Consider the following 23,678-nt stretch of genomic DNA (forward strand, 5'->3'; position numbering starts at 1 on the left):
ACAATTAACAGGGGGGCAAAATGTTGCTATTTCATCAAAACAAGGTGTTTTTTCCAGTGAATATCGTCGGTTTGCGGATAATCGGTACGGTGATGAACGCCGCGTGATTCCCTGCGTTTGTATGCCGATGACACAATAAGACTTGCAACAAGCAGCATGTTCTGTAATTCCCAGCCTTCCGGGTTTGAAAATTCCTTATCCATTACATATTTACACCACATGTCTATCATTTCTTCCGCCTGAAGCAGGCGCTTTTCGTTGCGCTCAATTCCCACATTCCTCCACATAAGACTTTTAAGGGAATTCCCAATGTCTTCAAGGTCAAGCCAGCTTATCTTGGAGGCTCCCGGCTTTTCATTCATTGATAATGGAGTGAGATTTGTCTTAATGCCTTGTGCCGATTTGCAGGCTTCTATCCCGGCAATGTTTCCCATTACCAGCCCTTCCAGCAGGGAGTTGCTTCCCAAACGGTTAGCGCCATGCATGCCCGTACATGCCGCCTCTCCGCATGCATAGAGGTGCTTCACGGTGGTCATTGAAAAACGATTTACCTTTATTCCACCGATCATGTAATGAGCGCTTGGGCGCACCGGAATCAGGTCTTTGGAGATATCAATGCCGAAAGATTCACAAATTTCTTTAATTTTCGGGAAACGTGTAAAAAGTCTTTTCCTGGGGATATGGCGAATGTCCAGATATACATGTGTATTGCCTGTTTCCCGCATTTCTTTCAAAATGCTTTGGCTTACTACGTCCCTGGGTGCAAGCTCGGCTTTTTCATGATATTTTGGCATAAACCGGTCGCCGTTCTTATTTAGCAGTATGCCGCCTTCGCCCCTTACCGTCTCGGTAATAAGAAAACGCACCGCACCGGCTATATATAATGTAGTGGGGTGAAACTGGACAAACTCCATGTCCTGAAGGGCAGCGCCGGCGCGATATGCCATTGCCAGCCCATCCCCGGTGGCGACGCCGGGGTTGGTCGTTTCCCGGTAAACCTGACCACATCCCCCAGTTGCTAAAATGGTCTGTTTTGCCCATATTAACGTGGTTCCCTTTTTAGGGTGCCACGCCGCTATGCCATGGCAGACATTGTCGTCCGTAATAAGGTCAATTGCGTATGTATATTCGAATACCTTGATGTTTTTGTTTTTCTTTATACGGTGTATGAGAGTGTTCTCCACCTCTCTTCCCGTTGAATCGCCAAGGGCGCGTATTATTCGGGGAAAACCGTGTCCACCTTCCTGTGTAAAGATTAAATGGTCGTTTTCCTTGTCAAATTCCGCTCCCCATTCGATCATTTCCTGTACCCGCTTCGGGCCTTCGGAAATAATCTTGCTAACAACCGCGGCGTTGCATAAACCCTGCCCTGCCGTTAAGGTATCTTTTTTGTGTTTTGAGATATTATCTCCTGGAGACAACACCACGGCAACGCCGCCTTGCGCATAGGTGGTATTATTCTCGTCGATTTTATCTTTTGTAATAATGAGTACGGAGCTATGATTTGACGCCTGGATGGCGGCGCTTAGGCCGGCGACACCGCTCCCTACCACAAGTATATCGGTAAAGATGTGAGAAAGCGTGCGGGTGTCGAAAGAAATGAGGTATCGTTTCGGAACTGTACGTTTTTTCATAGGGATAAGGATATAAAATATTTTTAGACCGGTATGAACAAAGGGAGCTTACCCCTCATCATAATTACTGTAAAGCTCAACGTGGAAACATGTTAGGAGTTAAATGCCCCCAGCAGGATTCAAACCTGCAACCTTTGGCTCCGGAGGCCAACGCTCTATTCAATTGAGCTATAGGGGCGTGGAAAATCTGATTTGCAATGTAATTTTACAAAAAATGGTTAATTTAAATCAAGGCTAATGTTTTTAATACGTATTGGTCATTGGTCATTGGTCATTGGTCTTTCGTCTTTCGTCACTCGTCATTGGTAAACTGCTGACTGCCGACTGTAGATTGTAGATTGCCAACTGCAGAAGGGACAATTAAATATTTTGCCAAAAAAAGCAAAGAAATTACCGATAAGGCACTAATTAATGCGGTCATCCATCGCATTCTTTTTTAATTGACAAAGATAGTTTCGTTGGTTTATAATCCGTTTTAAATGATTTAAATATAATAAGTTAGCATTGTCAAGGTTTTTGGTTTTATATGATAACGGCGGAAATTTTATCTATGAAAATACCCTCTCAGGATTTAAAGCGGCAGTATAAAAGTATTCAAAATGAAATAGACGCTGTTGTTTTAGAGGTGTTGGCACAACAGTCTTTTATTCTCGGACCCTACGTTGAGTCGTTCGAGAATAGTATGGCAAATTATTGCGGCGCTAAATACGCTATTGGGGTTTCTTCCGGTACGGATGCATTATTGTTGGCATTAATGGCATGTGGCATTAAGAGTGGCGACGAGGTTATTACAACGCCATTTACTTTTTTTGCGACGGCAGGTTCGATTGCACGATTAGGGGCATTGCCCGTGTTTGTTGATATCGATCCGGCAACGTACAACATAGACGTAAGCAAGATAGCCTCTGCGGTAAGTGGCAAAACGAAGGCACTTCTTCCCGTTCACCTGTTCGGGCAATGCGCCGAAATGGATGCGATTCTTGAAATGGCGCAAACGAAAGGATTATATGTTATTGAGGATGCTGCGCAGGCAATAGGCGCTTTTTATAAGGGGAAGCAAGCGGGAACGATGGGCGATGCAGGCTGTTTTTCATTTTATCCGTCGAAAAACCTGGGCGCTTACGGTGATGGCGGTCTTGTAACGGCAAATGACGATGAGATGGGGGCTTTGATTAAGGCACTGCGCGTACATGGGTCGAATACGAGATACTACCATGAATATGTTGGAATCAACGGCAGGCTGGACGCCCTTCAGGCGGCCATCCTGCATACGAAGCTAAAGCATTTAAACGAATGGTCGGAAAAGCGCAGGACAGTCGCCACCTATTATGATGAACACTTAAGAGGGATGCCCGTAAGGCTTCCCGAAATTATGAACGGCAATACGCACATTTATCATCAGTATGTGATAGCTACGCCAAAACGCGACCTTTTGAAAGAACATCTTTCAGAACAGGGCATAGAGACGGTTATTTATTATCCCGTACCCCTTCATTTACAGAAATGCTTTGCGTATTTAGGATATAAACCCGGCGACTTGCCGGTGTCTGAAAAAGCCGCAGACGAAGTTTTGGCCCTACCTGTTTTCCCTGAAATTACCCGGGAAGAACAAGATTTTGTTATTGAGCAAATAAAGGATTTTTTCACCCGTAAATAGCATTTTTTATGAAAATAACACGCCTCCTTTTTACTCTCACCTTGTTTTTATTATTAAGCGCTCCTGCCTTTGCAGACAGCCTGCTTTCCGGCGGCAACCTTGCGCACAACCCCTTTTCTCTTTCTGCCAAACGTATAAGTACCTGGAAAAAAGAAGGAACCAGGGTCTTTATTGCTGAAAAGAATGCCGGTGTTTCGCAGGGGCCTTTTTATATCGTTGCGGACAATGTGGTTTGCTGGTTTCACGAAGAGGAATCGATGCAGTATGAAGACGCAATCATTGAGGTGTATTGCGAAGGCGACGTAACGGTGTTTCATGGAGAAAATTACGAAAAATTTGAGCAGGTATACTTAAAATTTGTCACCTTGACAGGGATTGAGGTGAATCCGGATATATTACCAATAGTGTTCTTTGAAGAGGAACAACCAATGCCTTTTTTCCTCAGGGGAGAAGATATTCGTTCAAGGGGAGAAGAAGAGTTCCTGTCCATGGAAACCCCTGATACGATAAAAACTAAAGACCAAAGGGAAAGGGAGGAGTTGATTGATATTATTGCGGATCAAATCGATTCATGGGAGGAGGGTGACAGGCGCATTGTTGTTGCCCTTGGGAATGTAAAAATCAAAAAAGAGGACATGACTATTGACGCAGATAGTATTATCTTGTGGTTTGATAAAAGTGCCTTGCCTGATGTGACACAACAATCCATGGCATTGCCTCTTAGCGAACTCTATGCAGAAGGCAACGTTACCATGCGCCGTGAAAATGATTTTCTCATTGCCGATCGTATCTTTGAACAAATGACAGAAGACAGGGGGATTATTGTTGACGGCAAGATCAAGACAACTATTCAATCAGGCCAGGAGGAGGATGTTTCCGGCCAGGATGCCGCTTTCCGTTCCAAAAAAGACAAATTTGAAGGGCTAAAAGACTTGCCCGCTCATGTCACTGCGGAAGAAATACATCATGTAGGAAAAGGACGCTATGAGATCGAAAACGGCCAGATAACTACGTGCGGTTATGGGCATCCGCATTATCATTTCAAAGGGAAAAAAATCCGGTTAATAAAGAGCGAAGAACATAATATTGTCTCTTCAAAATATAATTCTTTTTACCTCGACCGATATCCTGTGGCATATTTTCCTTACCTATCACTTGATATTCAAAAGAAGGAAAAGCTTTTAAAAGACTGGGAGTTTGGAAGCTCTTCCCGATTTGGCACATTTATTCGTACAAATTGGGACCTCTATGTTGCTACCGGGGGAAAACAAAAAGAGTGGAGCGACCTTATATTTAAATTGGACTACTTACAGGAACGCGGTATTGGTACAGGATTTGACTTTGGTTACCGTGGGCAGGATTTGTTTGGGTCAGTTGAAACATATTATCTGAATGACCAGGGAGAGTATGATATTAATCGCATACCTGTGGACGAAGAAGACCGCGGGAGCATATTATGGCGGCACCGGCAGGAGTTGCCGTACGATGTGCGCATGGATATGGAATATTCTTATCTGAGCGACCCAAGATTCCTGAGGGAATATTTACCACATGAATTCAAGACGGAAAAAGACCGCGAAACGGTATTCTATCTTCGAAGAACGGAGGATAACAGGGCGGCGACGTTTCTCGTAAATCAGCAATTCAACGGATTTGACACAACGGTAGATTCTTTAAGGGAAAAAAATTATGCGGAACGGCTTCCTGAGGTAAAATACCAGATCATTAGCGAGCCTCTTTTGGACAACCGGATGTTGTTTTCATCAGAAAGCTCAATAACGTATTTTAACAACACTGTTGAACAATCGGCTGATTTCCGGAAATACCATCCTACCCTTACCGGTTTTGATTCTGGAACGGTAAATGAAGCAACCGAAACCCGGCCGGTGGCAAGAATTGATAGTGTTGCCCGTGTAAGTTTTCCGTTTAAACCATGGATTTTTAATATTAATCCATTTGTCGAGGGGAGGGCTACCGGGTATTCTGAAAGCATAGACACCTCAGACGGGGTGGCGGAAGAACATGGGGATGTGACAGGTCGCTTTATTCCTACATTTGGACTTGACTGGAGTTCTACGCACTGGAGGACATATAGCGTATACAATGATTTTTTCAGGATTAATCGTTTACGTCATATATTTATCCCGGAGCTGCGTTATATTTACAGCCCTTTTGTTACTCGTGACCCGGGTGAATTGTATCAGTATGATGAAATCGATGCTTTGGATTCCTCTCAGATATTGGTTATGGGCGTGAAAAACAAATTACAGACAAAACGGGGGAAACCGGGACATGAAAAAACGGTGGATTTTATTGATTTCAACCTGGATTATTATATGTTTCCCACAAATTCCGGCATTTACACGGAGGGGATCAACGGGATTATTGTAAGAAAAGATAATTTTATTAATCTTGATTTCCGCTGCCAATTAAACGATATCGTTGCTATTGTTTCCGAAAGGAACGAATTTAATACTGAAGAGTTTCAGTTTGACGTCCTTTCTTATGGCGCGGAAGTGGTCAATCCCCCTGACTGGCAGTTTTTTGCAGGACATAGGTTTATCAGAGATATCAGTTCCATGATAATGCTTGCGGCAAATTACCAGATTAATGAAAAATGGAGTATTATGGGGAAGGAAAAATATGATCTGAAAACCTCGCTAGCCGATGATGATGACGGCGAGGGGAGACGCGAGGAACGGAAAAATTTAAAAACAAGCTTTGTGCTGTCCCGTTATTTTCATGACTGGGTAGGAAGCATTACCCTTGAATTAGACCCCATTAGAAATGATAATTCTTATCGCTTTGATATTAGCCCCAAGGGTCTTCAGCAAACCACGAGCCGCTTTTGGTTTTAATACACAGGGTGCAATCTATGAGAACAGCAGTTTATCCGGGGATGTTTGATCCTGTTACAAATGGACATCTTGATGTTATCCGGCGGGGAAGTGTTATTTTTAGCGGACTAATTGTCTCTGTTGGATGTAATCCGTTAAAACAAGCGTTGTTTTCTGTAGAAGAAAGAATGGAGATGATCAGGCACAATGTTAAGGATTTTAAAAACGTTGAAGTAGATTGCTTTGAAGGTATGCTGGTGGATCATCTGGCAAAAAGAGGAACAAATATTATACTGCGTGGCATACGCACGGCATCTGATTTTGAATATGAACGGAACCGGGCATTAACAAACAGGGTATTCGATAAAAATGCAGAAACAGTATTTGTAATGGCAAGTGAACAATATTTATTTCTAAACTCCGCCCTGATTAAAGAAACGGCCAGTCTGGGCGGAAACGTAAGCAAATTTGTCCCTCCGGACGTTGAAAGAGGTTTAATGCAAAAATTTAAACGCTTACAAAGAAAGAAGACGACATGAAGGTTAACGTCCTTATTTTAGGCGATATTGTGGGTAGTCCGGGACGCACGATAATAAAAAACAAACTGAAATCTTTTATGGAGAAGGAAGAGATACATTTTTGTATTGCAAACGGAGAAAATGCGGCAGCGGGGGCCGGCATTACAGATCAAATCACAAAAGAATTATTTTCTTACGGCGTGGATGTCATCACTATGGGCGACCATGTGTGGGATAAAAAGGAAAAGGTTCACGTCCTGGAAATACATAAAAATATTATACGGCCGCTTAATTATTCTCCGTATGCCATTGGAAAGGGCTTTGTGGTTGCAACGTCAAAGCTGGGATATCCCATTGGAGTGGTTAACCTGCTTGGCAGGGTATTCATGAAGCCCATAGATTGTCCTTTCAGGGGAGTGGAGAAGATTTTGGGGGTGCTTTCTAATGAAACGTCGATGATTTTTGTTGATATGCATGCGGAAGCGACCTCCGAAAAAATAGCAATGGGTTTGTTCCTGGACGGTAGAGTCAGTGCAGTTGTCGGTACCCATACACACGTAATGACTGCAGATGAAAAGATATTGCCAAAGGGAACTGCTTATATAACCGATATAGGCATGACGGGCCCTCATGAATCCATATTGGGCAGAAAATCCGATTGCGTGCTAAAGGCGATTATGACGCAAATGCCCACGCGGTTCGAAGTGGCAGAGAATGATGTGCGGATGAATGGTGTAAAGATTGTTGTGGACAGCCAAACAGGAAGGGCCGAAAGCATAATGAGAATCGAAGTGAAAGAAAAAGAAGCAAGTTGAGCAGCAATGAATAATCTGTTTCCTCTTATATCAGATGCGGTAAGGAGTCAAAAGAGAATACTGACCATTTCCGGGATTACCGGTAAGATACGGAACTCGCTGGAACAGGGGTTTTCCCACGTATGGATTACCGGAGAGGTGTCCAATTTAAAAAAACCATCCTCCGGCCACTTGTATTTGACGCTGAAAGATGAACATGCGCAGATTCAGGCGGTCATATTTAAATCCGTCGCCAACTGGATAAAATTTGACTTAAAGGACGGAATGGAAGTCCTGGCCTTTGGTTCTATCACTGTTTACGAGCCCCGCGGACAATATCAAATAATCATTGAAAACATCGAGCCAAAAGGATTTGGTGCACTTCAACAGGCATTTTTGAAACTGAAAGAACGATTGGGGAAGGAGGGTTTATTTGACCCATGCTACAAGAAACCCCTTCCGTTGCTTCCCCAAAAGATTGCCATCGTAACATCCCTTACCGGTGCGGCAATAAAGGATATCCTGAATGTCATCAACAGAAGGTTTGCGAAGATGGAAATCCTCATTTATCCAGTGAGGGTTCAGGGCGAGGGCGCTGCCCGGGAAATTGCCAATGCCATTGATAACCTGAATACTATTGCCGGGATTGATGTGATTATTGTGGGTAGAGGCGGAGGGAGCCTGGAAGATTTATGGGCGTTTAATGAAGAGGTTGTTGCCAGAAGCATTTTTACCTCAAAGATACCCGTCATTTCCGCAGTAGGGCATGAAATTGATGTCACTATTTCTGACCTGGTCGCAGACATAAGGGCGTTGACCCCGACAGAGGCTGCTGAACTGGTAGTTCCCTGCTATGATCAGTTAACAGATGCTTTGGAAAAAATTAAAGCTAGACTTATACAATCACTCTATAATAAAATAAAAACAGATCGAAGTCGTTTGTTACGAGCGGAACATAGCTTTCCCTTTAAGAGGCCGTTTGACAGGATACATAGATTACAACAGGTACTGGACGAGAATATGCAAAGGTTGGTTATGTTGTGCGGTCATACCTTGAAAATGGAAAAGGAGCAGTTGAAAGGACTTGCAAACAGACTGGAGAGCGTAAGCCCGCTAAAGGTGCTGCAAAGAGGATATTCAATTACCACTGTCCTGCAGAATGATATCCCTGTAAAATCCTGCAAGGAACTGTCGTCCGGTACAAAGGTAAGAACCAGATTATATGATGGCAGTTTTGTTTCCTCGATAATTGAAATTGAAGGGTAAGCGGGATTGCCTGAAATATATTGGTAGGAGAGGTAAGAACGTTAAAATAAGCGTATATATAAGCAAAAATTTCTGATTGATGATGGGCATTGTAGTATATGGCAAAAGTAAAATTTGAGGAGGCGTTAAAGGGACTTGAAAAAATTGTTGATAAACTGGAGAAGGGAGATATGCCCCTCGATGAAACGTTATCTGAATATGAAAATGGCATAAAATTGTACAAAAAGTGTGTTTCTATGCTGGACGAGGCAGAAAAAAAAATCCAGATATTGGTAAAGGATGAAAATGGCTCTTTCAGCACCAGAGATTTTATTGATAACAGTACGAATGACACGAATAACGCACCGTAAAAAAATAATATGTGTAGAGAGATTTTTAACAATAAACAATACCAAAGAGACAAATGAATAATATCTTAGACTCCGTTGAATTTCCGGAAGACCTGAAAAAGTTAAACCCGGAAGATTTGCCCAAACTGGCAAGTGAAATCCGTTCCTTTATTGTGGACGTCATATCAAAAAATCCCGGACATCTTTCCTCAAACCTCGGAGTGGTGGAATTGACGATGGCGCTCCATTATTGTTTCGATTTCAGGAAAGACAGAATTGTCTGGGACGTTGGCCATCAGGCGTATGTCCACAAGATACTTACCGGCAGGAAAACACATTTCTCCATACTGCGCCAATATAAAGGACTCAGCGGCTTTCCGGATAAAAATGAAAGCGTATATGATCCTTTCACATGCGGCCATAGCGGTGATGCGATATCTTCCGCCCTGGGATTGTCATGTGCAGATGAGATTATCGGATACAAACGATCCATTGTGGTGGTGGTGGGAGATGGCGGCATAGGGGCTGGTATGTCTCTGGAAGCATTAAACCATGCAGGCGATATTAAGAAAAATCTACTTGTTGTCTTAAATGATAATGAGATGTCTATTTCCAACACCGTAGGGGCAGTTTCGAAATATTTGAACAAAATACGAACAATGCCGATTTATGCGGATATAAGAAAAGAGTTACGCGGTTTGATAAAAATATTGCCGGTGCTTGGGAAGCCTATGGAGAAAACACTGGAACATCTTGTTGAATTGGTAAAAATCGGTGCTACTCCGGGGCGTATTTTTGAAGACCTCGGATTCAATTATTTCGGGCCGATTGACGGGCACGATTTTAAGGTATTAACAGAAACAATAAATGATATTAAGCATTTAAACGGCCCTGTGTTGCTGCATGTGATAACAGAAAAGGGGCGTGGTTTTGAACCTGCATACCAAAACCCCACGCAATTCCACAGCTCCGGGAAATTTAAGCTTTCTGAAGGCAAAATAGAGAAAGAGGTACAGGATGCAGGGAAAATTTCTTACACAAAAGTTTTTAGCGATGCGCTGGTGGAATTCTCAAAAACGAATCCTTCTATCGTAGGCATTACTGCGGCTATGCCGGACGGCACGGGTATGATTTCCTTTGGGGAAAAATTCCCGGACAGATATTTTGACGTGGGTATTTGTGAACAACATGCCGTTGGACTTGCAAACGGTCTTTCAACCGAAAAATTGAAGCCTGTGGTGGCAATATATTCCACATTTTTGCAGAGGGCATATGACCAGGTCTTCCATGATATTTGTTTACAAAAAAATCCAGTAGTTTTTGTCATGGACAGATCCGGGGTGGTTGGCAATGATGGCCCTACCCATAACGGCGTGTTTGATATAGCGTATCTCCGCAATTTGCCCGGCATTGTATTGATGTCCCCTAAAGACGGAAGCGAACTAAGGGCAATGCTAAAGATTGCCATCGATTCTGATGAGATAATTGCAATTCGCTATCCAAAAGAAAATATACCCGATGAAAAAATCGATTTGGAATGCAAGCCGTTTGGGATTGGAGAGGCTGAGATTCTAAGAGAAGGCAAAGACGGCGTGCTTCTGGCGTATGGTTGTATGGTACAAAGATGCCTGCAGGCGGCGGAACAATTGTCGGGAAAAGGCGTCGAAGCCACGGTAGTAAATGCCAGATATGCAAAACCCCTTGATAAAAAACTTATTTTGTCATTAGTAAGAAAACACAAACTGATTCTTACTGTTGAAGACCATGCGCTTGCGGGAGGTTTCGGCTCCGCCGTGCTTGAGATGGTTTCTGATGAAAAAGAGGATGCGGGCAAAATTGTAAGGATGGGTATTCCTGACAGATTTATGGAACATGGGCCAAGAGAGGTTATATTGAAAAATCTTGGTTTGGATGCTGACGGTATTGCAGATACATTTATTGCATCTCTCGATCTAACGGAAATAAAAGGCTCATTCGCAAATACAGGTAAGCGGCATTTAGCCGTTTAGTAGCTTCGGCAGTCTACAAGCTACAGTCGGTAGATTGCAGATTGAGGACTGAGGACTGTTTTCGTGCTTGTTTGGTTCTGGCTGTGCCAGCTTAGGGTGAATAATGAAAAAAATCCTCGTGCTAGGAAATTTTACAAAGAAAAAAATACATGATATGGTGTCGGGCTTAAAGCCATGGCTTAATAAATATGTCGAAACAGCGATTGTCGATTTGTCTCAGGACGAAATCCCTGAAGGCATATATGAAATGGCCGTGGTGTTTGGCGGCGACGGCGCTATTTTGTCCACCTGCAGAAAACTGTCCGGGAATCAGATACCCATTATTGGCGTACACATGGGGCGGTTCGGTTTCCTGGCAGAAATCACGGAACGGGAAGTTTGCAAGTCTATGGAAAAAATCTTTTCCGGAAAGTATTCGATACGCAAAAGAATGCTTCTTCATTGCCGCATTCAACGGAGGGACAAGGTTATTTGTGAGTCAATAGGCGTAAATGACGTCGTCATCTCCCGGTCTTCTTTATCGAGATTAATTTCCATACGATTGCTTATCGATGGCGAAGACGTTGCAACATACAGGGCTGATGGACTGATTATATCAACGCCTTTAGGATCAACGGCACACTCCTTATCTGCCGGGGGACCTTTAGTAACACCGGATTTGAACGCGTTTATTATAGTGCCCGTTTGTCCCCATACGCTCACAAACAGACCATTGGTGGTTTCCGGCAATACGAAGATTGAAATCGAACCGCTGTCGCAATCTCCAAGCATCGGCATGACCGTTGACGGGCAAATATATACCGAATTGGAAGGTGGAGATAAGGTGATGGTCGAACGGTCAGATATTGAAATACAAATGGTTGATACCGGAGAAAGGACTTTTTACGGTGTTTTGCGTGAAAAATTAAACTGGGGAGGACCTCCGAATTATGGCCGTAATTAAGATAAAGGAAAATTATTGCAAGGGATGCCTTTTATGCGTTCCCGTATGCCATCATAATTCTCTGGTTATTTCGGAAACACTGAATGATCAGGGACTGTACCCCGTAAGATTTAAAGAAGGGGGAAAATGCGACGGTTGTAAAAAATGTGCCATAATGTGTCCTGATGTTGCAATAGAAATTTATAACTGATGCTGTTTAATTCATGCAACTTTTTAGATACTGCGTATTATGAAACAATTACTAACGGGCAATGAAGCTGCCGCAGAGTCGGCAGTTTATGCAGGCTGCCGATACTATTATGGGTATCCCATTACGCCTCAAAATGAGCTGATTAATTATATGTCCGTGAGAATGCCTCAGGTAAAAGGCACATTCATTCAGGCGGAGAGTGAAATTGCCGCCATAAGTATGGTGCATGGCAGTGCAGCCGCCGGAGGCCGCGCTATGACTTCTTCGTCCAGCCCCGGAATAAGCCTGAAGCAGGAAGGCATATCCTACCTTGCGGGAAGCGAGCTCCCCTGTGTTATCGTCAATATTCAGCGCGGAGGGCCTGGTTTAGGCGATATCTCCGCTTCGCAGGCGGACTATTTTCAGTCGGTCAAAGGCGGCGGACATGGCGATTATCGGTTAATAGTGCTTGCGCCTAGTTCTGTCCAGGAAATGGCAGACCTTGTTTATGATGCATTTGATTTGGCGGATAGGTATTGCAACCCTGTTTTGATCCTGGGAGACGCACAGATAGGGCAACTGATGGAGCCGGTCGAATTTAAAAAGGAATTCAGGGAAAATCTGCCGTTAAAAGATTGGGCGCTGACCGGCGCTGATAACCGCAGCAGGAGAATAATAAAATCATTTTATTCCGTCAAAGGGGAATTAGAGGTATTTAACGCCAAGTTGCAGAACAAGTATAAGGAAATCGAGAAAAATGAGGTACGGTATGAAGCCGTGAATATTGACGAGGCGGACGTTGTATTAGTGGCTTACGGCACCTCTGCGCGTATTTGTAAGGAAGCCATGAGAAAAAGTGCCCAGTTTGAATTCCGGGTCGGACTAATACGCCCGATAACATTGTGGCCCTTTCCGGGTGAATATATAAGAAAAATATCTGAACGGGTAAAATGCCTGTTAGCCGTTGAAATGAGCGCCGGCCAGATGGTGGAAGACGTTAGGCTTGCGGTTGAAGGAAGATGTCCTGTCCACTTTTATGGCAGAACAGGCGGCGGCGTACCTACTTCTCTGGAAATAATAAATAAAATAGTGGAAATATTGCCGAAAAACATGGCGGCAAAGACACCTTTACCATTTGCCGGGGTGAAATAATATGCAGGCTATTTACGAAAAACCGGAAACTTTCATAGACACACCAACACATTTCTGTCCCGGCTGTGGACACGGAATTGTGCTAAGACTTATTGCCGAAATTATTTATGCGTGGGGCATTCGTGGCAAAACCATCGGACTTGCCCCCGTTGGGTGCGCCGTTCTTGCGTATAATTATCTTGATATTGACATGTGCGAAGCCGCACACGGCAGACCGCCTGCAGTCGCCACCGGTATCAAGAGGGTACACCCGGATCATTTTGTATTTGCCTATCAGGGAGATGGTGATTTAGCGGCAATTGGTATGGCTGAAATTATTCATGCGGCAAACAGGGGAGAGCATATTACGTTTATTTTCGTCAACAATGCAATCTACGGCATGACAAACGGCCAGATGGCGCCGACAACCTTGATAGGGCAGAAAAGCGCCACGACGCCTAAAGGCAGAAATCCTTCGAACGATGGATATCCTATTCGTATCTGTGAATTATTGTCTGTCCTTGAGGGCAGCAGCTATATTGAAAGAGTAAGCCTTTCGTCTCCTGAAAACATCCGGAAAACGAAAAAAGCAATTGAAAAAGGATTTAAAACACAAAAGGAAAAGAGAGGTTTTTCTTTGATAGAGATATTGTCCCCCTGCCCGATATACTGGAGAATGGGCGCAAACGAATCTATGAAGCATATTGATGAAACAATGACCGGTACCTTTCCCCTCGGTATTGTAAAGGATTGGGAGTAAAGAAGCAGAATGACGGAAAAGATTATCTTGGCGGGTTTTGGCGGACAAGGCATGATGCTGCTGGGGAAATTGCTTGCACAGACTGCAATAGCGGACTCCCTTTACGTAACATATTTTCCTTCCTATGGCACCGAGGTAAGAGGCGGCACCGCGGTGTATCACCTCGTTATTTCCAGCGAAGAAATATTTTCCCCGCTCATAGAAGAAGCTGACACACTGATCGTCATGAACCAGCCTTCTTATCAAAAATATAAAGACTTGATAACGCACGGCGGTTTGTTGCTTTTAAACTCTTCTATGGTTAAATTTGATTCATTTCCCGATGTGAAAATATATCCCATACCGGCAACGGAAATTGCCAGTAAACTGGGAAATGTGTTAGTTGCCAACATTGTTATGCTGGGCGCTTATTTGGAGGTAAAAAAATTATTTACTGCCGAGAGCATTCTAGGCCAGCTAAATATCTCATTGTGTGGAAGAAAAAAGGATTTACTGGCTATCAACCAGCAAGCTTTGGAAAAAGGCATGCAAGCAATACATTCCCTCAACGTATAGAATTTTACCTTTCCCGTGATATCCCCCCCGCTTTAATATTTTTTGTGCCATAAGCTCATGGATATTTCATCTTTACCCTTGACAGACAAGTCTGTCTGGTATATGTTGAATTATGGATAATAAAGCTGAGAATTCTCCAAGAGACAGAATAATAGAAACCGCATTGCGGTTATTTTATGAGCAGGGGTATATTGCCACTGGCATTAACCAGATAATTGCTGAGTCGCAGGTTGCAAAGGCAACGTTTTACCACCATTTTTCCTCAAAAGAAAATCTTTGCGTCTCGTATTTGCAGGTGCGTCATGTTGTCTGGATGGGTTGGTTAAGAAGCAGCGTTGAAAAACATACATCTATTGAAGACCGTATCAAAGGGGTATTTGGATTTTTAAGTGAGTGGATGACAAAATGCAATTTCAGGGGGTGTGCGTTTTTAAATATTGCATCCGAGGTACCTTCTCTTAACAGCAAGATCAGGACAGAGGTAGTAAAACATAAGGACGACTTAAGGTTATATTTAAAACAAATGTTATCTCGATTAAAGGCTTCTGATAAGCGTTATAATAATATTAATATTAAGAAGGATGTGGATATGGTTTATGTTTTGATAGAAGGAGCAATTGTTGCCAGTCAAAACTATGGACAGGCATGGCCTGTCAAGGCAGCCAGAGACGCCGCATGCATATTATTAAATATAGATATCTAAAAAATTTTTGATATTCAAAGACAGACTTGTCTGCCTTTAGTAATTCAATGTTTAGGAGGTTTAATCTTTTGCGACACTATAGTTTTTTGAAAAGGACTAAAATGTTACAAAGCTTTTTATTATACCGTTAGGGGTTTCTATTTTGAAACTCACCCAATTTATACAATTATATTGAATTAATGAAAGGAGATTGCAGATGGCATATAAATTCCTTGTAGATACTTATGAAACTGAACGTATTAAAACGCTCACCACCTGGAGTACGTTTAAAGATGACGACTTAAAAAGACGCCCTCACCCGCAGGACAAAAGGGGAAGAAATGCACATGAGCATATGGTTCATCAATGCATGGGAGAGAATGTGTGGTTTTGCAATATGCTTGGAATTGATGTAGGGGCTCTTCCATTACCATCAAATGAAACACGGCTGGAATTTATTAAATGCTATGCGAAAGATTCCGGGAAACGCCTGGATGCATTGAGAGAAAAAGATAATGCATGGTGGGAGGAAGAAGTAAGCTTTTTTAATGTCAGGCGTTCACGCGCCTGGATTGTCACAAGGAGAATTGCCCATACCGCTCACCATCGTGGGCAGATGACAATGCTGCTCAGAATTATAGGCAGGGAAATTTACAGTACGTATGGCCCAACTGCAGATACAGGAGGTTTAATGCAAAACAAGGCGGAAACAATATATCCATATCCAAGTATCGAAGCCTTGATTGAAGGAGAAACGGCTGGAGGCAATAATAAAGCTCCATTACCAGGGCCAGGTGACAAACCATGTACTGAACGGCCCGAAACAAAATAATTAAGGAACATGGCGTGGCAGGGTGGAAGCAGAATGGTTTAACCACATTGCGCTACATGATTTTTGGACTTTTGCAGACATTCCATACTTGCGGTTTGACAAATTAAAATCTCTAAAATTAAGTATGGTGTCCCCTGAATTATGCCAGTGAATTTCTTTCATAGTCTTTAAACACTGCGTAGACTACAAGGGGAAACATTGCAAATTGTTTTTTAGTAAAACACGATACAAAATGTTAAGGATTCTGAAGATTGAGCGGATTTCCACTATGCACAAACCGCTCATCTTTAATATGCTGCTGTAGAAAGAAAATGGGAAAATACACAGGGAAGAGTTTATTATGAAGCTAGGGAGAAAAGCAGGTAGAATATTAAGCGTCTTTGGAGTTTAGCGAGGCCATGTCATTTTGAAAGATTTGACCTCCGGTGTCCTTGCTAAAAATAGTGCCGAGGTTGACCTTGCAGAGTAAATTGATATGAAGCAGCCTTTGGCAAGTTCAGAGAATTATTGAGGGAATACAAATCGTTATAAAACATATTGCAATTATTTTTTAAGGAATACGAGCCGTATTCTATCAACTATTTTCTTCCATTTTTCGTCTGTGAAGAAACGTCTTTTTTCTTTAATTTTTTGCATATTTTCTGTTGTAATTTTCACAGTAGCATCAGAGGCGCCGGAAATGGGTGATTTGTTTTTTTTCCTTTCTGCAGGTTTTCCAATGGATTCTTTTCTGTTCTTGTCATCTACGTAAGCTATTATGCGAAATTGCCCTGCTTTCAGCATGTCGGTGGTGCATCCAAATGCAAAATTTGATGGTGAAAAAGAAGACGAATTAACTGTTTTTTTCAGTTTTCTTAATCCTTCTTCAACAAAAGGAATAATGATTGTGCCGGAGGGAGTTTGCGATTCCGGCAGAACTTCCATGCTTTCGGTTTGAGGCTGGGGCGGGACTCTATCAGGAATCAGACTTTCCAGAGTGTAGGACGCAGATGGGTTATTTACCAGATTATCTGCTTTCCGGAAATTTATATCGGTCCAGGGATTAAGCACCCCTGTGTAATTGTCTACTATCTCTGGCATTTTTTTCCATAAAATTTTCCTGTGAATACGACCTGTGCAAATGCCCTCCAGGGAATAAATGTCCCTGCCGAATTCATCTTTGAACATACTGCTTTGAAGGGTAAAAAGCACAGTAGTTTCCGGAAAATTTATGCAAAAAAGCGGTTTAAGCGGGGCTTTTGCGTATGCGAAACGATATTTTTTAAAAAAATCAATAAAGCGTTCAAGCAGGTGTGTCTCTTTAGAAGAAAGTAAAGGAGACGTAACAATCCACCGGTAGTCAGCAGTCAAAGTCCTCGAATATATGAATCGTTCCACATTCACGCAAAAAGCCTTACCCTTTTCCTGGTATAATCCATAAGTGTATCTATATGGCTTTCAAACTTAAGCAAGGATTCTTCGTCTCTCTTTTTCTTTTCCGAGGACTTGCGGGCGATTTCAGCAGCGCTTGGCCTGCCGCGTAAAAATGACCAGATTGAGTTTAATGTCCCGGCATCCTGAAGCACCTGCTCTATGGTTTTTTGATAATCAGATATAGATTCCTTTGCCGCATTTTTCATTTGCAACAAGGAAAAGCCAAGACAAAAATAAAGAACATATTCCGTGTTAAACGGTTGGGGCAGTCCTATAATTTTGTCTTCCGCTAAAAAAGGGATATCCATAGGGCTATCCGAATCGGTTTTCGGGGTAATTTTTCTTTCTACATTTTCTTCACCAATAACAGAAACCGGCAGGATACCGCCATTCCAGTTGCTGTTATTCCGGCAAAGTTTCACCACCGGGTCAAATACTTCCATTCCCTTATCAAGGAGTTGTTTATAATCTTCTTCCTTCCAGCAGGAATCAACAGAATCGGCCTTGGTAAGAACAATTAAGATGTTCAATTTTCTGTTGGGGTATATTCTGTCAAACCTGTTCATTATCAGATTAATAATCTTAGCACCGGAAAAATGTCTGATTTCATCAATTCTGGTAAAATGAGTAAGATGATAAGCATCTGCAACAATCACCACCACATTGCTTTCGATTAAGTGAAAAAACAGCGCTTCCAGTTCTTTTTCATCTCTATGTGCAGGTTTAAAAATATGTGATAAAAGCCCTCCTCTGAAGTCCACCCATTCTATATTTGTAATTTTATGGTTTGTTAGGTATTCGATTGCAAATGGATATACGGTGGTTTTATTCGTTCCGAGAGGCCAGTAACCTGCATGCTCTACGGTATTTTCCATAAAATCAACCAGTACATCAACTTCTTCATTAAAAGACGCCAATTCATCATCATTTTTTAGCCTTGGGATCAAAGCATAATCATGGTCTGCGTTTCCCGGCGCCAGGGTGGAGGCCATTCCGTGCATGAGAGTGGTTTTACCGGACCCTGAGTATCCTAACATGGTAATTTTCATTGCATCTTTCCTAAATAAAACAAGCCTGAAATATAAATCAACATAATACCATAATGTTAGTCAATATATTTTGGTATTTCAATTAATTTCCACAATCGAGGAACAATCATACCTCCGAAGATATACTCAACAGGCTCATAATGTGTGAATTCAACGCTGACAGTGTGAAGACGCATTACTGAAAAAAAATATTGAGAACAAATTCTAATATTGAATATCGAAATACGAAACAAATCCTAAATTCAAATGCTTTGAATGTTCAAAACATTTGTCATTGCGGGGAGTGGAGCGACTAAGCTTCGGGCTGGATGAGGATTGAAACCCCCAAGTTTTTCTATAATCATAATTATCCCTTCGGGGTTCTCCTTTTTTCCCGGAATTTTTCAAAAAACTAAAGCGTTACAATACAAATGATTTCTTACAATCCTCAAGGATATGCGATTCAAACAAACTAAATCGTGATTTATTGAGCTATATTTTATAAAATATGAGTTAATATAATGATTAAATGTGTAATATGATCGAACAAATAAGGTTTATGAAATCAGAAATATACCAAAAGGAGGTGAATTATGTCGCTTTTTTTAAAACGCATGTCTTTTGTTACAGGCTTTATGCTTTTGTATTTTATTTCCTTAAATGCATATCTTTTCGCGCAGCAAGATGATAAACAGGTGCACAAAGCGGCAATTTTTGTGGAAAACAGGGCAGGACGCCAGTTTGATAATAAGATTGCAGTATTTGAGGATTTTATTACCAGCCGTGTTGCTGAAAAGGGGTTTAACGTCATTAGCCGTGAAGTGGTAACAGACAGTTTGAAAACCTACTCCCCAGGTGCGGCAAAAGAAAACAGACTGGATACACTTCTCAGTAACAATACATCCGCACTAAGGCTGGCACAAATGATGAATGCCGACTATCTTATTGCCGCATCGATAAGTTCCTTTGGAACAGAAAAGAAAAAGTTTAAAGGATATGGCGTCGAAACAGTTAATTTAGTCACCAATCTGCGTGCCAGCTACAAAATACTGGAAGGTTTACAAGGTAGCACCCTGGTTGCGGATACAATTATGGCAAGCAAATCTGAGCGGTTTACCGAAAGGAGTACGGTTGAAGATGATGACATGATGAATATGCTGCTGGATGAGTCGGCATACAGGATTGCAGAAAGTTTGGGGAGCAAGCATATTGCCCCGCCTCCGCCAAAGCCTGATTTTGTGGAAATCACCATTGCCTGCGGCATGCAAGACCTTGTGCAACTTCCGGTAAGTGTGCCTGACGTCCTGGTAAAGGAAGACAAGACTATGGTTGTAGTGCAAAACAGCAACCTTGAAGTGCAGGTATTGGATGTAACCGTAGAACTCAACGGCGTTGTTATTGGCGCTGCACCTGGCGTTTTTAAAGCGCCACCCGGGTTAAACAAGATCCGGCTTACCCGTGAGGGATTCAGGGACTGGGAAAGAACAATTAATGTTTATAACGTACAAAGGTTGAAGGTGGCATTGCAGATGAATGAAGCTGGCTATGCAAGGTGGAAGGATAATACCGCTTTTCTTCAGCATTTGAAAAACGGCGAAAAATTAACGGATGCCAATGTTGAATTAATAAAGGGAGGTGCGCAGATGTTACGGCAAAGCGGATTCAAGATTGACGTAAAGGCAGATGTAGCCAAGGAAATAAACTCCATCTTCGAATTGTTCTGGTAGCACGGAAAACCAGGAAGAAACACTTTTGTAACACTTTGGTATTTTGAAAAATCTCAATAATAGCGGTGTTTGCCGCATAGTGTAGGGGCGAAGCGTTTACCGTAAATTGCAATAAATGCGTTCATACCCGAACGGGCAAATGCTTCGCCCTACTTTACAAGAAAGGCAGGTGTGTATGAAAAAACCGACCATGATGAAAATACTTTTTTTAGGATGTGCGCTGGCGTTTTTGATGCAAACAAGGGCGTTTGCAGAAAGAGAAACAATGGGTATTGCATCCGTTAGACCGACACAAGCTATAATAGCTGGCGCTAACAGGAGTGGAAGTAGGCTTTCTTTAGACCGCGTGATGCAATCTATGAACGGGCAATTGGCAGACCGCATTAACGCAACCAGAAAATTTCAGATAGTTGCCCGTAATGATCTTGACGATATTGTTAAAGAACAGGAGTTTGCACATTCCGGAAATGTTTCCGCGGATGACAGCACCGCTGCGAAACAATTTAAGATTTCAGGGATAAAGTATTTACTCGTTGCAACAATTGATGATTTTCAGGATTATAACGAGCTTGCAACATTTAAGAAAACAGGAAGAACCGCTACGAAACGGGTTATCAGGCTTTCATGTATCGGCAAAATATATGACACCACTACCGGCAAATTGCTGGAATCTGCCAATTTTCAGATAAGCAATAAGGACATTTCTGAAAATAAAACCTATTCGACAAGGGATGGCGATCTCAATGAAGCGCTGTTAGTGGGAATTGCACGCAAAATGGCGGATAAAATTGCTCAAAGGATGACAGATGTGATTTTCCCTCCAAAAGTACTAAGTAAAAGAGATAACCGGATTACTATTAACCGGGGAGATGAAACTGATATTGCTTCAGGTCAGATATGGGACATCTTTGCAGTGGGGGATGAATTGATTGATCCCGATACAAACGAATCCCTCGGCAGGGAAGAAATCCTGGTTGGCAAGGTGAAAATTGTTAATATACTCCCGAAGGTATCGACGGCTGAGATTATAGAAGATCACGGGATTGATAAAGGGGCAATAGTGAGAAAAGCGCAGTAAAATTTAGGCAGTAGGCAGTCTGCAATCGGCAAATTGCGGATTGCAGATTTCCATGCGGGTTGATGTTAAGGTAGAGACGCATTGCATGCGTCTCTACAAAAATATTGAAAATGCCTAAACATTAAATTGGGTGAATTGCCTTAACATAATTTTATGACAAATTTGCTGGTATGAGACACAAGAGAGAAACTATATGGCATCACATTTTATTGAGTATGACGGTATCGATGTTGTTATGTGCCGGATGCGCCAGTTACAATATGCAAACACAGAGGATAAACCAAAAGTGGAAATCCGGCAATTTCCATGAGGCGGCAGCGTTAATATCAGAACAGGCAGAAAAAAAAGGTGAATCAAAGGACGCTGTTGTGTGGAGATTGGAGCAGGGGGCAGTCCTGCGAACTGCAGGGAAATACGAAGAAAGCAACAAGGCATTTGATCTGGCGGAAGAGCTTATTGATAAGTATGAGGATAAGGCAAAGGTAAAAGTTGCCCGCGAGACGTTAGCAACTGTCACTAACCTTGCAATGCTGCCTTATGAAGGTTTTGCGTATGACAAAATTATGATGAATACCTACAAAGCGCTTAATTATCTTCAACTGGCAGAGTATGAAAAGGCGCGTGTCGAACTTTACCGCGCACATCAACGACAGGAAGATGCTGTCTATATAAATTCAGCCCGAATTGAAAAAGCGCAGGAAGAAGGGAAAAAGCAAAACTACAATATTAATCTTGCCCAAATTAATAGTGACAGTAAATTTAAGCAACAATATGAAAATAATTTTTCAGACCTTGAGCGGTTTAAAGCCCTTGAGCTTTATGTCAACCCTCTTACTGTTTATCTCGATGCCCTCTATTTTATGGCGCAGGCAACAAGCAGTTCAGACCTGGAGCGATCACTGAAATCATTTGAACGGGTGCGTAGCATGATTGGAGAAAATGCATATATCAATCAGGATATTGAAATGGTGAGACAAAGAATGATCGGGCAACCACTGCAGGCTACCACCTATGTTATCTTTGAAACAGGGCAAGCGCCGGCAAGGGATAGCATTCGTATTGATTTGCCGCTTTTTTTCATAATGCCTGGCCTTCCTTACTTTGGTGCGGCGATTCCTAAACTTGTATATAATAATGATTTTATCTCCTCTCTGAACATTTCACATGACGGTCTGACAGAGCCGGCAATGTTGTTGTCAAGCATGGATGCCGTTATTGCGCAGGATTTTAAAAATGAATTATCTCTCATAGTTACTAAAACACTTATTGCTTCTGCAATAAAGGCTGGTGCAGCATATGGCGCATACACAGGCGTAACGGGCGGCAACCAAAAAAATACAACGGCAGGGCTTGTCGTGATGTTTGCGGCATTCGTATATCAGGCGGCAATGAATCAGGCTGATATAAGGACATGGCAGACCCTGCCTAAGGAATTTCATTTTTGCCGCTTTCCTACACCGGTTGACCGGAAAATTGAACTGGAACAACCGTATTCGGGTTTCAAATTACCGGTAACAATAGATGATGGTATAATGAATGTGGTATGGGTTAAATCCATAAGCAGGAATAGTCCTTTTACGGTTGCCCAATTCAGGCTAAAAGATAGTCCGGAAGGGATAAACCTGCCGGTAAGGCGCCCAGAACCGGTAGTTGCGGCTACAGATGCTAAGGCCTTTTCCGCAGAACAAGATGTTCAAAAAGAGAAAAATACAGAGACAAAACATGAAATGCCGTAACACTTTGGATTTTGAAAAAGTAGGGGCGAAGTATTTGTTGTAAATAGTCATGAAGGCGTTAATACCCAAACCGGCAAATGCTTCGCCCCTACAAGGGAACAAGATTGAATGACCAGCAATTAAACAATTTATAAAGGAGGCAGCATGAAAAATATTACACTATTATTAGCAGGGATGTTTATTGGCATAACCTTTTTTTCTTCATGCACCACAGTTAACACCGTGGAGCGTGAAGAGCCTGTAGGAACAAAGCAGGTGGTTACTGACAAACGTGTTATTACCGATGCTACGCTTAATAAAAAGGTCAGCATCGTTGGATTGAACGAAGCCGTAACGCCGGGTGGATTTCTTCAACTGCAGATAGAAATACTTAACAGAAAAAATTCCATGCAGGAATTTACTTACAAAATAGAATGGTTCGATGAGAATGGTATGCGTGTGGATACACCTGCATCTGTATGGGTTCCAAGACAAATAGAGGGGCAAGAGACACTTTCTATTACTGCGACAGCGCCGAAACAGACTGCGCGTGATTTTCGTGTGAAATTTATGGAAAACGTCAGGGATAATTAAGAGAAGA

At 42.3% G+C, this 23,678-nt stretch carries 21 protein-coding genes and 1 tRNA gene; 18 read left to right on the plus strand and 4 right to left on the minus strand.

From position 1 onward, the window contains the following. Positions 1 to 26: 26 nt before the first annotated feature. Positions 27 to 1,634, minus strand: a complete 1,608-nt coding sequence (gene nadB / locus KSMBR1_RS10315) for an L-aspartate oxidase (protein WP_099325255.1) — start codon at positions 1,632 to 1,634, stop codon at positions 27 to 29. Between the two features lie 104 nt (positions 1,635 to 1,738). Next, positions 1,739 to 1,812, minus strand: a tRNA-Arg gene (locus KSMBR1_RS10320). A 372-nt stretch (positions 1,813 to 2,184) separates the two neighbouring features. Here KSMBR1_RS10320 and KSMBR1_RS10325 point away from each other — a divergent pair. The 14 genes from KSMBR1_RS10325 to KSMBR1_RS10390 all read left to right on the plus strand — a co-directional run bounded on the left by KSMBR1_RS10325 (position 2,185) and on the right by KSMBR1_RS10390 (position 16,116). Then, positions 2,185 to 3,291 (plus strand): DegT/DnrJ/EryC1/StrS family aminotransferase, encoded by a 1,107-nt coding sequence (locus tag KSMBR1_RS10325; protein WP_099325256.1) that lies wholly within the window; start codon positions 2,185 to 2,187, stop codon positions 3,289 to 3,291. Positions 3,292 to 3,299: 8 nt separating this feature from the next. Then, positions 3,300 to 6,149, plus strand: coding sequence for an LPS-assembly protein LptD (locus tag KSMBR1_RS10330; protein ID WP_099325257.1), 2,850 nt, complete (start codon positions 3,300 to 3,302; stop codon positions 6,147 to 6,149). 17 nt (positions 6,150 to 6,166) lie between these two features. Beyond that, positions 6,167 to 6,667, plus strand: coding sequence for a pantetheine-phosphate adenylyltransferase (coaD, locus tag KSMBR1_RS10335; protein WP_099325258.1), 501 nt, complete (start codon positions 6,167 to 6,169; stop codon positions 6,665 to 6,667). Then, on the plus strand, positions 6,664 to 7,461 hold the full coding sequence (locus KSMBR1_RS10340) for a TIGR00282 family metallophosphoesterase (protein ID WP_099325259.1): 798 nt from the start codon (positions 6,664 to 6,666) through the stop codon (positions 7,459 to 7,461). Before coaD ends, KSMBR1_RS10340 begins: the two co-directional genes overlap by 4 nt. A 6-nt stretch (positions 7,462 to 7,467) precedes the next feature. After that, the gene (gene xseA, locus KSMBR1_RS10345) at positions 7,468 to 8,706 is read left to right on the plus strand and encodes an exodeoxyribonuclease VII large subunit (RefSeq protein WP_099325260.1); all 1,239 of its coding nucleotides are present in this window, start codon (positions 7,468 to 7,470) and stop codon (positions 8,704 to 8,706) included. A 98-nt stretch (positions 8,707 to 8,804) separates the two neighbouring features. Beyond that, a complete protein-coding gene (locus tag KSMBR1_RS10350) occupies positions 8,805 to 9,056 on the plus strand; it encodes an exodeoxyribonuclease VII small subunit (RefSeq protein WP_099325261.1) in 252 nt (83 codons plus the stop codon). A 53-nt stretch (positions 9,057 to 9,109) separates the two neighbouring features. Continuing rightward, on the plus strand, positions 9,110 to 11,044 hold the full coding sequence (gene dxs / locus KSMBR1_RS10355) for a 1-deoxy-D-xylulose-5-phosphate synthase (RefSeq protein WP_099325262.1): 1,935 nt from the start codon (positions 9,110 to 9,112) through the stop codon (positions 11,042 to 11,044). A gap of 154 nt (positions 11,045 to 11,198) precedes the next feature. Continuing rightward, a complete protein-coding gene (locus KSMBR1_RS10360) occupies positions 11,199 to 11,987 on the plus strand; it encodes an NAD(+)/NADH kinase (RefSeq protein ID WP_157820519.1) in 789 nt (262 codons plus the stop codon). Continuing rightward, on the plus strand, positions 11,974 to 12,177 hold the full coding sequence (locus tag KSMBR1_RS10365) for an ATP-binding protein (protein WP_099325264.1): 204 nt from the start codon (positions 11,974 to 11,976) through the stop codon (positions 12,175 to 12,177). Before KSMBR1_RS10360 ends, KSMBR1_RS10365 begins: the two co-directional genes overlap by 14 nt. A 36-nt stretch (positions 12,178 to 12,213) precedes the next feature. Further along, positions 12,214 to 13,308, plus strand: coding sequence for a 3-methyl-2-oxobutanoate dehydrogenase subunit VorB (locus tag KSMBR1_RS10370; RefSeq protein WP_099325265.1), 1,095 nt, complete (start codon positions 12,214 to 12,216; stop codon positions 13,306 to 13,308). A gap of 1 nt (position 13,309) precedes the next feature. Next, entirely contained in the window at positions 13,310 to 14,047 is a 738-nt protein-coding gene (locus KSMBR1_RS10375; RefSeq protein WP_099325266.1) for a thiamine pyrophosphate-dependent enzyme, read from the plus strand. Between the two features lie 9 nt (positions 14,048 to 14,056). After that, the gene (locus KSMBR1_RS10380) at positions 14,057 to 14,602 is read left to right on the plus strand and encodes a 2-oxoacid:acceptor oxidoreductase family protein (protein ID WP_099325267.1); all 546 of its coding nucleotides are present in this window, start codon (positions 14,057 to 14,059) and stop codon (positions 14,600 to 14,602) included. 112 nt (positions 14,603 to 14,714) lie between these two features. Further along, complete coding sequence (locus KSMBR1_RS10385; RefSeq protein WP_099325268.1) at positions 14,715 to 15,305, plus strand: TetR/AcrR family transcriptional regulator; 591 nt, start codon at positions 14,715 to 14,717, stop codon at positions 15,303 to 15,305. A 196-nt stretch (positions 15,306 to 15,501) separates the two neighbouring features. Continuing rightward, positions 15,502 to 16,116 carry a DinB family protein gene (locus tag KSMBR1_RS10390; RefSeq protein ID WP_099325269.1) on the plus strand — a complete coding sequence of 205 codons (615 nt, stop codon included), beginning with the start codon at positions 15,502 to 15,504 and terminating at the stop codon, positions 16,114 to 16,116. Between the two features lie 543 nt (positions 16,117 to 16,659). Here KSMBR1_RS10390 and KSMBR1_RS10395 read toward each other — a convergent pair. Together KSMBR1_RS10395 and KSMBR1_RS10400 are read right to left on the minus strand one after the other, a co-directional pair. Continuing rightward, on the minus strand, positions 16,660 to 17,493 hold the full coding sequence (locus tag KSMBR1_RS10395) for a hypothetical protein (protein ID WP_157820520.1): 834 nt from the start codon (positions 17,491 to 17,493) through the stop codon (positions 16,660 to 16,662). Between the two features lie 2 nt (positions 17,494 to 17,495). Next, on the minus strand, positions 17,496 to 18,578 hold the full coding sequence (locus KSMBR1_RS10400; RefSeq protein WP_099325271.1) for a hypothetical protein: 1,083 nt from the start codon (positions 18,576 to 18,578) through the stop codon (positions 17,496 to 17,498). A gap of 572 nt (positions 18,579 to 19,150) precedes the next feature. On the opposite strand from KSMBR1_RS10400, the gene KSMBR1_RS10405 reads away from it, so the two are divergent. The 4 genes from KSMBR1_RS10405 (at position 19,151) to KSMBR1_RS10420 (ending at position 23,671) form a co-directional block, all read left to right on the plus strand. Further along, positions 19,151 to 20,284 carry a PEGA domain-containing protein gene (locus KSMBR1_RS10405; RefSeq protein ID WP_099325272.1) on the plus strand — a complete coding sequence of 378 codons (1,134 nt, stop codon included), beginning with the start codon at positions 19,151 to 19,153 and terminating at the stop codon, positions 20,282 to 20,284. 175 nt (positions 20,285 to 20,459) lie between these two features. Next, the gene (locus tag KSMBR1_RS10410) at positions 20,460 to 21,362 is read left to right on the plus strand and encodes a CsgG/HfaB family protein (protein ID WP_157820521.1); all 903 of its coding nucleotides are present in this window, start codon (positions 20,460 to 20,462) and stop codon (positions 21,360 to 21,362) included. Between the two features lie 170 nt (positions 21,363 to 21,532). Next, the gene (locus KSMBR1_RS10415; RefSeq protein WP_157820522.1) at positions 21,533 to 23,098 is read left to right on the plus strand and encodes a COG3014 family protein; all 1,566 of its coding nucleotides are present in this window, start codon (positions 21,533 to 21,535) and stop codon (positions 23,096 to 23,098) included. Positions 23,099 to 23,242: 144 nt separating this feature from the next. Further along, positions 23,243 to 23,671: a YcfL family putative periplasmic lipoprotein gene (locus tag KSMBR1_RS10420; RefSeq protein ID WP_099325275.1), complete on the plus strand. Its 429-nt coding sequence runs from the start codon at positions 23,243 to 23,245 to the stop codon at positions 23,669 to 23,671. The last annotated feature ends 7 nt before the right edge of the window (positions 23,672 to 23,678 follow it).

The sequence above is a fragment of the Candidatus Kuenenia stuttgartiensis genome (genome assembly GCF_900232105.1).
In the GTDB taxonomy this organism is placed as follows: domain Bacteria; phylum Planctomycetota; class Brocadiia; order Brocadiales; family Brocadiaceae; genus Kuenenia; species Kuenenia stuttgartiensis_A.

Excerpts from the sequence above, each read along its gene's own strand:
- nadB (WP_099325255.1), bottom strand. The coding sequence starts at position 1,634 with ATGAAAAAACGTACAGTTCCGAAACGATACCTCATTTCTTTCGACACC.
- KSMBR1_RS10325 (WP_099325256.1), top strand. The coding sequence starts at position 2,185 with ATGAAAATACCCTCTCAGGATTTAAAGCGGCAGTATAAAAGTATTCAA.
- KSMBR1_RS10330 (WP_099325257.1), top strand. The coding sequence starts at position 3,300 with ATGAAAATAACACGCCTCCTTTTTACTCTCACCTTGTTTTTATTATTA.
- coaD (WP_099325258.1), top strand. The coding sequence starts at position 6,167 with ATGAGAACAGCAGTTTATCCGGGGATGTTTGATCCTGTTACAAATGGA.
- KSMBR1_RS10340 (WP_099325259.1), top strand. The coding sequence starts at position 6,664 with ATGAAGGTTAACGTCCTTATTTTAGGCGATATTGTGGGTAGTCCGGGA.
- xseA (WP_099325260.1), top strand. The coding sequence starts at position 7,468 with ATGAATAATCTGTTTCCTCTTATATCAGATGCGGTAAGGAGTCAAAAG.
- KSMBR1_RS10350 (WP_099325261.1), top strand. The coding sequence starts at position 8,805 with ATGGCAAAAGTAAAATTTGAGGAGGCGTTAAAGGGACTTGAAAAAATT.
- dxs (WP_099325262.1), top strand. The coding sequence starts at position 9,110 with ATGAATAATATCTTAGACTCCGTTGAATTTCCGGAAGACCTGAAAAAG.
- KSMBR1_RS10360 (WP_157820519.1), top strand. The coding sequence starts at position 11,199 with ATGGTGTCGGGCTTAAAGCCATGGCTTAATAAATATGTCGAAACAGCG.
- KSMBR1_RS10365 (WP_099325264.1), top strand. The coding sequence starts at position 11,974 with ATGGCCGTAATTAAGATAAAGGAAAATTATTGCAAGGGATGCCTTTTA.
- KSMBR1_RS10375 (WP_099325266.1), top strand. The coding sequence starts at position 13,310 with ATGCAGGCTATTTACGAAAAACCGGAAACTTTCATAGACACACCAACA.
- KSMBR1_RS10380 (WP_099325267.1), top strand. The coding sequence starts at position 14,057 with ATGACGGAAAAGATTATCTTGGCGGGTTTTGGCGGACAAGGCATGATG.
- KSMBR1_RS10385 (WP_099325268.1), top strand. The coding sequence starts at position 14,715 with ATGGATAATAAAGCTGAGAATTCTCCAAGAGACAGAATAATAGAAACC.
- KSMBR1_RS10390 (WP_099325269.1), top strand. The coding sequence starts at position 15,502 with ATGGCATATAAATTCCTTGTAGATACTTATGAAACTGAACGTATTAAA.
- KSMBR1_RS10400 (WP_099325271.1), bottom strand. The coding sequence starts at position 18,578 with ATGAAAATTACCATGTTAGGATACTCAGGGTCCGGTAAAACCACTCTC.
- KSMBR1_RS10405 (WP_099325272.1), top strand. The coding sequence starts at position 19,151 with ATGTCGCTTTTTTTAAAACGCATGTCTTTTGTTACAGGCTTTATGCTT.
- KSMBR1_RS10410 (WP_157820521.1), top strand. The coding sequence starts at position 20,460 with ATGAAAAAACCGACCATGATGAAAATACTTTTTTTAGGATGTGCGCTG.
- KSMBR1_RS10415 (WP_157820522.1), top strand. The coding sequence starts at position 21,533 with ATGAGACACAAGAGAGAAACTATATGGCATCACATTTTATTGAGTATG.
- KSMBR1_RS10420 (WP_099325275.1), top strand. The coding sequence starts at position 23,243 with ATGAAAAATATTACACTATTATTAGCAGGGATGTTTATTGGCATAACC.